Below are 12,130 nucleotides of genomic sequence, written 5' to 3' on the forward strand. Positions count from 1 at the left end.
TCATTTACTCTCCCTTCTTTGCTCTTTCCCATAATTCGTCCATTTCTTCCAAGGAGGATTCTTTCAAGGTCCTTCCTTGTTCCTTCAGTTGGTTTTCAACATAACCGAAGCGGACAGTGAATTTTCGGTTCGTCCGGTTCAGTGCAATTTCCGGATTGACTTTATAATGCCTTGCCAGGTTTGCCAAGACAAACAAGACATCTCCCAGTTCTTTCTCTATTTCGTCAGGTTCCGTTGAGTCGATGGCTTCCCGCATCTCCTCCAGCTCCTCCTCAAACTTGAGCCAGATATCCTTGGCCTCTTCCCATCCGAATCCTACTTTAGCCGCTTTCTTCTGAAGTTTCAACGCTTTTGACAATGATGGTAGGTGTGCCGGTATCCCATCCAATATGGATGTACGAGCATCTCCCTTCTCTTCCTCCTTCAATTGATCCCAGTTTTTATAGACATCCTCCACTGATTCAGCTGTCGTTTCTCCAAATACATGTGGGTGGCGATGGATCATTTTATCGGTTACCGTGCGAATTACATCATCTACCATAAAGTAGCCATCATCTTCACCGATTTGGCTGTGCAACATGACTTGCAGAAGGACGTCCCCAAGTTCTTCAACGAGGTTTTCATCATCTTTCTGATCAATAGCATCAATCAGCTCATATACCTCTTCAATTGCATATTCACGAAGAGATTCATGCGTTTGTGCCCGGTCCCATGGGCAGCCATCCGGCGCCCGCAGTGCTCTGATCACTTCCTTGAGACGGTTGAATGTATGATTTAACAGTTCTGGCTTAGCAGGTGGTACGTATACACTGGTTAAATTGCTGATCTCTAACGTATGGTCCAGTTCTTCCAGTGGCAGGGTGGCGATTTTTTCCTGCTCGGTACCTGCCGCTTCCACTACAGTAACCGGGTAATCATGAGGGAGATCCTCCAGTAAAACGAGTTTGACTTCTGAAGCGACAAAGCGATCATACACCTGGCAGAAAACGATATGTTGACGGTACTCCAGCTCACTTCGCTCAAAAGATGTAGCGTCGATAAATTGGAATCCTTCAATTGGGTCGATTCTCAATGCAGAAAACAAATCATCCAAATAACTTTGCCCTCCAGCAATTCTTACCTCTGCTTTCTTTTGAGAAAGCAAGAGCTGGACGGTTTTCTCTGCAAGCATTGGATGCCCAGGCACTGTATAGATCACCGGATGGTCTTCTGCTGCCTCTATCAAAGAAGCAGTAATACGTTCATATACATCCGCAAATTGATCAGAGGTTTCATAAATGTTGTCAAATGACTGGAAAGTGGCCCCTTCCTTTTTCAGATCCTTAATAACTGGATGGTCTTCTGTCCTCGTGTAAATCAGTGCTTCAGTATCCCTCAGCTTTTTGAAAATTCCCAAGGGAAGCTGGTTTATATCACCCGCTCCAAGTCCGATGACTTCTATACTATTTTTGGCCATCAATTTTCCTCCCTCTATGTATATGAATGAATAGTTTAGATAATGGCAGCATGTGCAGCTGCTCCTCTGTAAAAGCATGTCCTCTTACAAGGATATATAAATAAAATGCGCCCCCGCTGCATGATACAAACATGATGTAGAACAGTAGGGATACACGTGAGTCGAGCCAGCGAGCCGGGAGAAGCATCTCCATTATAATCAAATATATAACCATAATGGTTAATGCAGCGAGTAAGGTTCTCCATCGGATTTTCTCAAAGAATTTCAAACCAGGGAATTCCCTTGTCAGGCTGCTATATACCATCAGGCAGAGCAATAGCAGGCTGATTACTGTCGCCCAGGCACTGCCGGCAATCCCCCACCAAGGTACAAAAACGAGATTACCCGCCCATTTGGCAAGTAGTGCTATAGCTATAAAACTTGCCGTTCTCTTGATCGCTCCTGCTCCTTGCAGGAGGGCTGTACCGATTACTGATAGAGAACACAGGAGGATAGAAAGAGCCAGTATTTGAAGGGTAGTGCTACCATTGTCATTTTGATATAGAAGAATATTGGCTTCCGGAAAAATAGTGATCAATCCGACGGCAGCTCCTGAAGCCAAATAAAAACTGACTAGTAGCGCTCCCTGTATTTCATATTGAACAGCTTCCCACTGCTTTCTTACCCTTTTTTGGGAGATCTCGGGAATCAGAGCAAGGGCAAAAGATGAACCAAGCACAGTACCGAGCTGAATGAGAGGCTGTCCCCGGTCAAAAACGCCTTTCGCTTCCATTGCTTCCGTTAAAGAAAGGCCGTATTCCCTGAGGGCTGGGATAAGGGTAAGTGTATCTGCTAATTGTAAGGTCAAAAGGACCATATGATTTAGAGCAGCCACTACTCCCACCATCAAAAGGGTTTTCCCCATATATAGCCACGGTACAACTGCCTCTCCCTTCGCTTGTGGTTTCTGCTTCGCCAAAAAAAAAGCCAAGATGATTATTGCCGCTCCGGCTCCTACCGCCGAAGCAAAAACGGCAGCCGAGCCGATTGTATAAACTGACAGACCATGAAGAGATACTAGTACGGCCGCAATGATGATAAGACTTACACGAACAAGCTGTTCTCCAACCTGCGAGAAAGCTGTCGGTTCCATTTGTGAATTCGCCTGTAAGGTTCCGCGAAGTACCGAAGTGATAGGAAGAAGCAAAAACAGGAATGCGCTCCACCGATACACTTTGCTTAGTTCTGGATCCCCTACTAGTGCAGCAAGATTCCCAGCATTTATATAAAGCAGAAGGAATGCAATACTGGAAAACCCTGTGAGAAGTATAAATACAGGTACATAAAACCCTCTTAGAGAGATCGTATAACCTCTTTCTTTCACGTCCACCGCAAGTCTGGAAACTGCAGTTGGAAAGCCGTATAGCCCCAGTACAGCAGCCATTCCTAAAACAGGGTATACCTGTTGATAAACATAGAATCCGATGTCCCCAGTGAGATTTTGCAGGGGAATGCGGTAACCTGCACTTAGAATTTTACTTATGATACCGGCCAAAGTGAGCAGGAGTGCCCCTCTCAACAGCCGTTGCGATTCCCTTCCATTCATGAATAACTGTCCCTTAACCTTCCGAAAACTTTCTCCCATTATAGCATACTGCCTGGATTTTCCTTCACCAAAAAAGGCAAAAACCAAATGGTCTTCGCCTTTTTACGGTAAGTATTATTCCATTTGTCTGGCCAGGAACCCTCCAGCAGTTTCAGCAGCCTTCTGTTCCACATTACTGAGCTTCCCATCTTCCGCAGAAAATATGACCACACATCCGATTGGATCGCCGTTTGCAATGACTGGGCTCAAACAATAAGAATCCCACTCCTGTTCCTTGCCATCAATGACTTCAACTGTACTTTTCTCGGTTTCGAATGTCTGCGAGCGGTTTTCAATCATCTTCGCTATTTGCGAGCCGATATTTTTATTGAGATAATCCTTTTTGGAGTCTCCAGCGACAGCGATTATTTCATCACGATCACAAATCAGTACAGGGTATTGCAAGGAATCAAACAATGCCTCTGCATATTCCTTTGCAAAGTGCCCAAGCTCACTGATAGGCGAATATTTTTTCAGAATGACTTCACCTTCACGGTCAACAAATATCTCCAAAGGGTCTCCTTCACGAATACGCAGGGTCCTTCGTATTTCTTTTGGGATGACCACCCTGCCTAAATCATCAATGCGACGTACAATTCCTGTTGCTTTCATGAGTAAAATCCTCACTTTCTAATGCTGAGATTTTTTGTGCATGCCGCCTTGCTAATAACTGTCTCCATGTGTAATAATCGCCAGCTTTGGTGTTAGTATGAATCATCCCAAAAAAACTATACATTCCGCCTTATTTTTCCTCGTCCCTGTCCACGTTGGAAAGTTTATCAATGAAATCTGCTATGGTCTCGTATCGTTCATGTTTTGTATCCCGATTCCATTTGAAAGTTATCTTGAGTTTATTGTTTTCCGTGCCAAGTTGCACTCCCCGTCCGAAACTGTTCGCCAACTCAAAGAGCTTCGCGCCGTCAATCATCTTACTGCGGCTTTCTTCCATAAGCATTTCAATTTTCTTCGGCTGTTCCGTAATGTTTTCCACCCGTTCCCGTTTTGCATACATTTTGAGAATGGAAACAGTGAATAAATGATCCACCTCCATCGGGTAGTCACCAAAACGGTCAATCAGTTCATCTTTCAGATCCTCGATATCTTCAGGAGATTCGAATGTCTGGAATCGCTTATATACATCAATTTTCTGTTTCTCGTCATCAATATAGGCATCCGGGATATAAGCATCAATTGATAGGGTGAGCTCAGGTTCGAATGGAGTGATTTCCTCTATATCCTTTCCTGCTTTGCGGGCCTCAATAGCATCCTTCAGCATCTGAGAATACATATCAAAACCAACTGTATCGATGAAGCCATGCTGTTGTGATCCCAAAAGGTTTCCTGTTCCTCGGATAGACAAATCCCGCATGGCAATTTTAAACCCGGATCCCAGCTCGGTGAACTCTTTAATAGCCTGGAGACGCTTTTCTGCTACTTCTGTGAGGACTTTATCTTTTTTATAGGTGAAATAAGCATAGGCCACTCGATTCGAACGTCCCACACGACCACGCAGCTGGTATAGCTGGCTGAGTCCCATATGGTCTGCATCATTGACAATCAAGGTATTCACATTGGGTATGTCGACACCCGTTTCGATGATGGTCGTACTTACCAGGACATCGTACTCCCCTCCAAGGAATCCGAAAATGACATTCTCCAGTTCCGTCTCATTCATCTGCCCATGTGCTACAGCAATACGGGCATTATCCACCAGCATTCCTAGATCCCGGGCAACCTTATCGATGTTTTCCACCCGGTTATACAGGAAGAACACCTGCCCACCTCTTGCCATTTCCCTATCTATTGCTTCACGGATGAATACAGGATTGTATTCCATAACATATGTTTGAATGGGAAAGCGGTTCTCCGGTGGTGTTTCGATAACGGAGAGATCTCTTACACCGAGCATGGACATATGTAGGGTACGCGGTATCGGGGTAGCCGTAAGTGTCAGTACATCAACATTCGTTTTCAGCTGCTTGATCTTTTCCTTATGTTTCACTCCGAAACGCTGCTCTTCATCGACAATCAACAAACCTAGATCTTTATAGACAACATCTTTGGACAATAGTCTATGGGTGCCCACCACCACATCTACTGTTCCTTTCCTCAAACCTTCGACTGTTTTCTTTTGCTGTTTAGCCGTCTGGAACCTGCTCATCAGACCGATATTGATCGGGTAATCCTGAAACCGCTCCCTGATCGTGTCATAATGCTGCTGAGCCAAAATGGTAGTCGGCACTAAAAAAGCAACCTGCTTTCCATCAGCAATAGCTTTGAATGCTGCTCGGATGGCCACTTCCGTCTTTCCATAGCCGACATCACCGCACAACAGTCGATCCATTGGCCGCTCCCTCTCCATATCTTGTTTTATCTCATAGATACAGCGAAGTTGATCATCGGTCTCCTGATATGGGAATGCCGCCTCAAACTCCCGCTGCATTTCTGTATCTTCCGAGAAAGCATACCCTTTCTTGGCTTCTCTCTCCGCATAGAGTTTGATCAAATCGTCAGCGATGTCTTCAACCGAGGATTGGACCCTTCGTTTCACTTTGTTCCATTCACTGCCACCGAGCTTATAAAGCTTCGGCTCTTTTCCTTCCGAACCGACAAATTTCTGTACCAGGTCAATTTGTTCAATCGGAACGAATAGCTTATCGTCACCGGAGTACTTGATCAGCATATAATCTTTATGCTTGTCTTTCAGTTCCAAGGTTTCAATTCCCAGATACTTGCCGACACCATGATTTGCATGGACCACATAATCTCCGACTTTAAGTTCCTGGTAGCTTTTTATCCGTTCGGCATTGGAAACTTTCTGCTGTCTTCGCTTACGTTTCGTACGCTTTTTGAACAATTCATTTTCTGTGATGATAACAAGCTTGTGCAATGGCATCTCAATACCACTGGTGATATTGCCTGTCATAATGACAGGTTTATTTATTGGTAGTTCCACCTGAGTCGCTATACCTGCTTCTATATCATAATCGGTGAAAATGGAATGGATCTTTTCAGCCCTTCTTTCATTAGGTGCCAATACAACGACAGAGGCATCTGCCTTTTCCCATCGATCCAATTCACTTTTGAGCAGATTCATCTGCCCATGGAATTCCTGCATGGCCCGTGTAGAGAGATCAATGATATTCTGGGGCTGAGTGTTGGGTATATGCCGGAGGAAAACCGACATATACAGCCGCTGGTGGGTGATGGAGCCCCAGACCTTCTGCCAGTCAAACGAAAAGGTACTATTCCGTACCATTTTATTGGCTTCTAAAAGACTGCTGTACCACTCCGCTTCCTCCGTATCCAGATTTGCCGCTGTCTCTTGAATTCTACTCATCTCATCAAATACAACTAGCCCATCATCAGATAGATAATCTAGTAAACTGGCCGGTTCCTGATAAAGATAGCCAATATACTTGTACATCTCCTGAAAGTGCTCACCGTCTCTCATACGACCTATATCATGTTCAATCGATTCAATTAAAGCTTCTTTTGCTTCATTATCTTTCATCTTTTTCAAAGAGTAAGCCAATGCTTCCTCAACTCTATCTGCTGCCATATGGATATCAGAATCATTCAATAGAAGTTCGGTAGCCGGCCCGACTGATACACCCTCCAATTTATCAAGAGAACGTTGTGTTTCTGCATCAAAATAGCGTATAGAATCGATTTCTTCATCGAATAATTCTATACGTATCGGATTACTCTCTGTAATTGGGTATATATCAATAATGCCGCCCCTCTTAGAGAATTCACCTGGAGAAGCTACCATCTCTGTGCGTTCGTACCCCATATCCACCAAGGCAGACAGATAATGATCTATATCTATCTCAGCACCAAAAGTGAAAGTAAGCTGATATTTGGACCAATAATCCTTTGGAGGAAGAATCCTCTTCAATGCTGCCACAGGAGCGATCAATATGCCTGATTGCTTCCTGGACCAAGCTGTCAACGAATCAATCCTCTGACTCTTCAACTCTGGACTGGCTATAGCTATTTCCGAAGCGATCAGTTCATTGACAGGATATAAGTGGACGCCACTGTCAACCGCCAGTTCAGATAAATCATCATATAACTGTTGTGCCTGTGCTAATTGATGGGTCACTAACAAAATAGGCTTATTCAGTGATTCATTGATCAGAGAAACCAGCAGGCTTCTGGCAGATCCGGATAAGCCCGCAACCAACTGCTCATTCATGCCATCGGTAATGCCGTCCAGAATGGATTGTATATCTTCTTTCGATTCTAAGTATTTATTAATCGCTTTCATAGTCAAACCCCCACATAACCCCTGCATAAGCGCAAAAATGCCTTGGCCGGTCAGCCAAAGCCTTTGTTGCCTATTTTATTGTAAAAAATAATCGAGCTCATGATAATGAGGATGATTGTCTAGTGCTTCTTCACAGTCTTCGCAGATTGCCTGGATGCTTACATCCCCATTCTCATTATAATGTACCATTTCTTCTTTTTCTTTGCTCGTCAGATGATCCAGTCCCAGCATAGATGAGTCTACAACCGGTTCATCAATTTTTCCAATTATGTTACCGCAATGCCTGCAGTTATAGGTGATCGCCATGTTACAAACCTCCTCGGTATAACCTCTTCTACAAGTTTCTCCGAAAAGTTTGGTTTTATACATAGCGAAGTACAACAGGCCCTCAACTGTTGAATTTATTCATCACCACTGGAAAGGAGTCACCAATCCAAGCTTCACAAGCATCTGCCGCCTTTTGAATGCTGCTATCCACTTCCTCTAGCTCTGCTTTTGGAAAGGAACCTAGTACATAATCAATGACAGACGTGGAATCATCCGGTCTCCCTACACCAATCCGGATACGTTTGAATTCCTTTGTACCAAGATGATCAATCGTTGAACGGATTCCATTATGTCCGCCATGGCCCCCTTTTTGCCGAAGCCTGATCCTACCCGTCGGTAAATCCAAATCGTCATAAATGACTAAAACATCTTCCGGTTCTATTCCATAGTAGTCAATCAAAGGGCGGATGGACTGACCGGAGAGATTCATATACGTCTGCGGTTTGAGCAAAATCACCTTTTCAGCATCAAGATGTTCCATGGCATAGTAGCCATTGAATTTTTTCTTGTTCAGTTCCCAGCCATGCCTTTTCAGCAATTCGTCAATAACCATGAACCCTGCATTATGACGAGTGCTTTCATATTTTTTCCCTGGGTTGCCTAATCCAACAATACACTTCATTCTGCTTCTTCCTTTTTTACATTTTTCCGGTAATGCCCGATACGGATGCCTATACCCCAGCAACTATCCACTTCAAAATTCAGGCTGTATGTCCATTTCATCATACAATAATCCCTCCTCCAAGTATAGCCGAAACACTATTCTTAGAGGAGGGTATATATGAAACTTAATTATCTTGGTTGGATTCCTCTCCACTATCCTCGTCTGATTCTGCGTCGACCAAGTCAGGTTCTGCATTTTCATCAGGGGCTTCTTCCGCATCTTCAACCGTATCAGGCGCGGTTATGGTGACAATCGTTGTATCCGGTTCTTCTGTGATTTCATAACTGTCGGCTTTCGGCAAATCAGAAACGGCCAAGCTGTCTCCCACTTCAAGAGAGGTTACATCCACCACAATTTCTTCAGGGATGCTGCCCGGTTTAGCGCGTACCTGAAGTTCATAAAGTGGCTGTTGCAATACTCCGCCATCTCTTGATCCAATGGCCTCCCCTTCTAGTCGAAGCGGTACAGATACATCCATTTCCTGAGACATATTCACCGCATAAAAATCAGCATGGATCAATTCATCCTTCAATGGGTCCATCTGATAATCATGCAGCATGACATCCACAGACTCTCCTCCCTGCACATCAAGGGAAATAACAGCATTTCTTCCTTCATCGCGGACGGTCTTGACCAAGTCGATGCTTTCGACCGAGATTGAAGTGGGTTCCTGTTCCTTACCGTATAGTACAGCCGGTACACCGCCTGTCTCGCGGATTTGCTTTGTTGCTGACTTCGTCAAGTTTTCTCTTTTCGTAGCTTTTAATGTTGCTGCCATGTCTATCATCCTCCAAAATATTTATAAAAACATATTACTTGCTTCTACTTTTAGATTACGTGTCCATGGTGTCCTATTAAAACGTTACGTATAGAGAATACCCTTTATTTGCCAGTATTAAACATCAATCAAACAAGATGCTTACAGATTGCAGTTCATGTACTCGAATGATTGCCTCTCCTATGAGGGATGCAACAGAAAGTTCTCTCACTTTTTCTATCCTTTTTTCTTCACTTAGTGGGATGGAATTAGTGACAATCAGTTCTTTGATCTGGGAATGTTTGATGCGTTCCACTGCCGGCCCCGAAAGAACCGGATGGGTGCACGCTGCATACACTTCTGTGGCGCCCTGCTCAATCAGTGCATCTGCCGCCAATGTTATGGTGCCCGCAGTATCTATGATATCATCTACCAGAATTGCTGTCTTTCCTTCGATATTGCCAATAATGTTCATGACTTCCGACACATTCGGACGCGGTCTTCTTTTATCGATGATTCCAATTGGAGCTTTCAAGCGGTCTGCCATTTTCCGGGCTCTGGTTACCCCCCCATGATCAGGGGAAACTATAACTATGTCATCCAGATTCTTCTTTTCAAAATAATCGGAAAGGATGGGAACGCCCTGCAGATGATCAATCGGAATACCGAAGAATCCCTGGATTTGTGGAGCATGAAGATCCAAGGTAATCACACGACCTGCACCGGCTGTCTCAAGGAGATCTGCCACCAGCTTTGCGGCTATCGGCTCACGTGAGCGCGCTTTTCTGTCCTGCCTGGCATATCCGTAATAAGGCATCACAATATTGATCGACTTGGCGGATGCCCGCTTCAAAGCGTCAATCATGATGAGAAGTTCCATCAGATGCTCATTGACTGGAGAACTGGTGGATTGCACGACATATACATCACAGCCACGGATGCTTTCTTCGATATTTATTTGGATCTCTCCATCACTGAAGCGGGAAACGGTGCACTTACCAAGCGTAGTCCCAATATGCTCAGCAATTTCTTCGGCAAGCTTGGGATTTGAATTCAATGTAAACACTTTTAGAGATTGATCTTTATAGCTGGACGCCATGGAATAAACCCTCCGTTACTTATTTTGTCTGTTTTTTAATTTAGCAGCATAGCCCTCTTTATTTGATTGCCTTGCTCTGGCAACTGATAATGCATCTTCCGGAACATCATCCGTAATAGTAGAACCTGCAGCAACATAAGAACCTTTTCCAACAGTGACCGGAGCAATAAGATTGGAGTTGCATCCGATGAATGCATCATCTTCAATAGTCGTGAGGTATTTATTGGCACCATCATAATTTACGGTAATGGTACCACAACCGATATTCACATTATTTCCTACTGCGGCGTCTCCAATGTAGCTTAAATGGGATACTTTGCTGTGATCTCCTAATCCTGCTTTCTTGATCTCCACGAAATTGCCCAGCTTTGCATCATTTCCAATAGTAGAATCGGGACGGATATGGGCAAAGGGCCCGACATTCACACGATCTCCAAGACGACTGTCAGCAGCCACACTCTGCTTGACGACAGTTCCTTCCCCGATATAGCAATTGGCGATTTCACTGTTCGGCCCGATGACTGCATCGGTCTTTATTGTCGTGTTCCCTTTAATGGAGCTGCCCGGTTCAATTACTGCATCCGCTTCAATGACGACATTCGGCTCAATGTATGTATGATCCGGGTCAATGATAGCCACACCGTTCCTCAAATGCATCTCATTAATCCTCTTTTTCATCAGCTTTTCAGCCTGTGCAAGTGCAACACGGTCATTGACCCCCAATGTCTCCTCAAAATCCGGCGTAAGTGAAGCTGAAACCTTTTCTCCCTTGCCGCGAAGGATTTCAATGACATCTGGAAGGTAGTACTCACCCTGTACATTATCATTTGAAACTTCCTTCAAGGCCTGGAACAACGCTTGATTATCAAAGCAGTATGTACCCGTATTGATTTCTTCAACCTGTCTTTCTTCCTCACTGGCATCCTTATGTTCCACAATCCTCTCTACTTCATTCGAAGTATCGCGGATGACTCTGCCATAACCTGAAGGATCTTCTGCTCTGGCAGTGAGTATGGTTGCACTGGCATTCTCTTTTTCATGATGATCGAACAATGCCTGATATGTTTCCTTCGTAATTAACGGAGTGTCCCCGCATACGACAATCGTAGTCCCTTCTTTACCTTCCAAGAGATCTGCAGCTTGCATGACTGCATGTCCTGTCCCAAGCTGCTCCTCCTGTACAGCTATTTCACTGTCGTTCCCTATATATTCAGTGACTTTCTCAGCGCCAAACCCGACGACTGTCACCGTTTTATCAAGATTTACAGCTTTTACCTGATCCAGTACATGCTGTACCATTGGACGGCCAGCTACAGGATGAAGCACTTTATATAATTTAGATTTCATTCTCGTTCCTTGCCCTGCCGCCAAAATGACAGCATACCGCTTAGCCATAGGGAAACCTCCATCATTTCTATTTATCCATTAGTAATATATCGTAAAACCTGTCTTATTTCAACAGGAAGCAGGCCGTAGAGAGCCGTATTCCAAACCATTAACAAACATTGATCCTACCGTCCGGCAACGCTTTCCTCCAAACAAAAAAGAAGACTAACCTATTATAGATTAGACTCCTTTGTTGATCATGATATTAGGAAGCTCCGGCTTCCTCGTATTCTACATCCGCTCCCGCACGATGATACTCCTCCAGAACAGCATCCTGGATTTTCCCACGGGTGCCGGAGTTGATCGGATGTGCGATATCCCTGAATTCTCCATCAGGGGTACGCTTGGATGGCATTGCCACAAACAATCCGTTATTCCCATCGATAACACGGATATCGTGGACAACAAACTCCTCATCCAAGGTAATTGAAGCAATTGCCCGCATTCTGCCCTCTGTGTTGACGCGGCGTAATCTTACATCTGTTACTTCCATGATGTTTCACCACCTTTTCCCTTTTGAACTACATAAATAGTTCAACGCTCT

At 44.4% G+C, this 12,130-nt stretch carries 10 protein-coding genes; all 10 read right to left on the reverse strand.

What is annotated here, in order from left to right; all coding sequences use genetic code 11:
- Positions 1-4: 4 nt before the first annotated feature.
- A complete protein-coding gene (locus ACFOGI_RS12055; RefSeq protein WP_390272828.1) occupies positions 5-1,456 on the reverse strand; it encodes a bifunctional methyltransferase/pyrophosphohydrolase YabN in 1,452 nt (483 codons plus the stop codon).
- The gene (locus tag ACFOGI_RS12060; RefSeq protein WP_390272830.1) at positions 1,443-3,080 is read right to left on the reverse strand and encodes a putative polysaccharide biosynthesis protein; all 1,638 of its coding nucleotides are present in this window, start codon (positions 3,078-3,080) and stop codon (positions 1,443-1,445) included. Before ACFOGI_RS12060 ends, ACFOGI_RS12055 begins: the two co-directional genes overlap by 14 nt.
- 75 nt (positions 3,081-3,155) lie before the next feature.
- Positions 3,156-3,692 carry a stage V sporulation protein T gene (spoVT, locus tag ACFOGI_RS12065; RefSeq protein WP_390272835.1) on the reverse strand — a complete coding sequence of 179 codons (537 nt, stop codon included), beginning with the start codon at positions 3,690-3,692 and terminating at the stop codon, positions 3,156-3,158.
- A gap of 130 nt (positions 3,693-3,822) precedes the next feature.
- A complete protein-coding gene (gene mfd, locus ACFOGI_RS12070) occupies positions 3,823-7,353 on the reverse strand; it encodes a transcription-repair coupling factor (RefSeq protein ID WP_390272838.1) in 3,531 nt (1,176 codons plus the stop codon).
- 75 nt (positions 7,354-7,428) lie between these two features.
- Positions 7,429-7,659: an anti-sigma-F factor Fin gene (locus tag ACFOGI_RS12075; protein WP_390272841.1), complete on the reverse strand. Its 231-nt coding sequence runs from the start codon at positions 7,657-7,659 to the stop codon at positions 7,429-7,431.
- An 82-nt stretch (positions 7,660-7,741) separates the two neighbouring features.
- The gene (gene pth / locus ACFOGI_RS12080) at positions 7,742-8,302 is read right to left on the reverse strand and encodes an aminoacyl-tRNA hydrolase (protein WP_390272843.1); all 561 of its coding nucleotides are present in this window, start codon (positions 8,300-8,302) and stop codon (positions 7,742-7,744) included.
- A gap of 166 nt (positions 8,303-8,468) precedes the next feature.
- The gene (locus ACFOGI_RS12085; RefSeq protein WP_390272845.1) at positions 8,469-9,122 is read right to left on the reverse strand and encodes a 50S ribosomal protein L25/general stress protein Ctc; all 654 of its coding nucleotides are present in this window, start codon (positions 9,120-9,122) and stop codon (positions 8,469-8,471) included.
- A 124-nt stretch (positions 9,123-9,246) separates the two neighbouring features.
- Entirely contained in the window at positions 9,247-10,200 is a 954-nt protein-coding gene (locus ACFOGI_RS12090; RefSeq protein ID WP_390272847.1) for a ribose-phosphate diphosphokinase, read from the reverse strand.
- Between the two features lie 15 nt (positions 10,201-10,215).
- Positions 10,216-11,595: a bifunctional UDP-N-acetylglucosamine diphosphorylase/glucosamine-1-phosphate N-acetyltransferase GlmU gene (glmU, locus tag ACFOGI_RS12095; protein WP_390272849.1), complete on the reverse strand. Its 1,380-nt coding sequence runs from the start codon at positions 11,593-11,595 to the stop codon at positions 10,216-10,218.
- A gap of 196 nt (positions 11,596-11,791) precedes the next feature.
- Positions 11,792-12,079, reverse strand: a complete 288-nt coding sequence (gene spoVG, locus ACFOGI_RS12100) for a septation regulator SpoVG (protein WP_390272851.1) — start codon at positions 12,077-12,079, stop codon at positions 11,792-11,794.
- Positions 12,080-12,130 lie beyond the last annotated feature (51 nt).

The organism is Virgibacillus xinjiangensis (assembly GCF_042643145.1).
GTDB classification, from domain to species: Bacteria; Bacillota; Bacilli; order Bacillales; family Amphibacillaceae; genus Virgibacillus_O; species Virgibacillus_O xinjiangensis.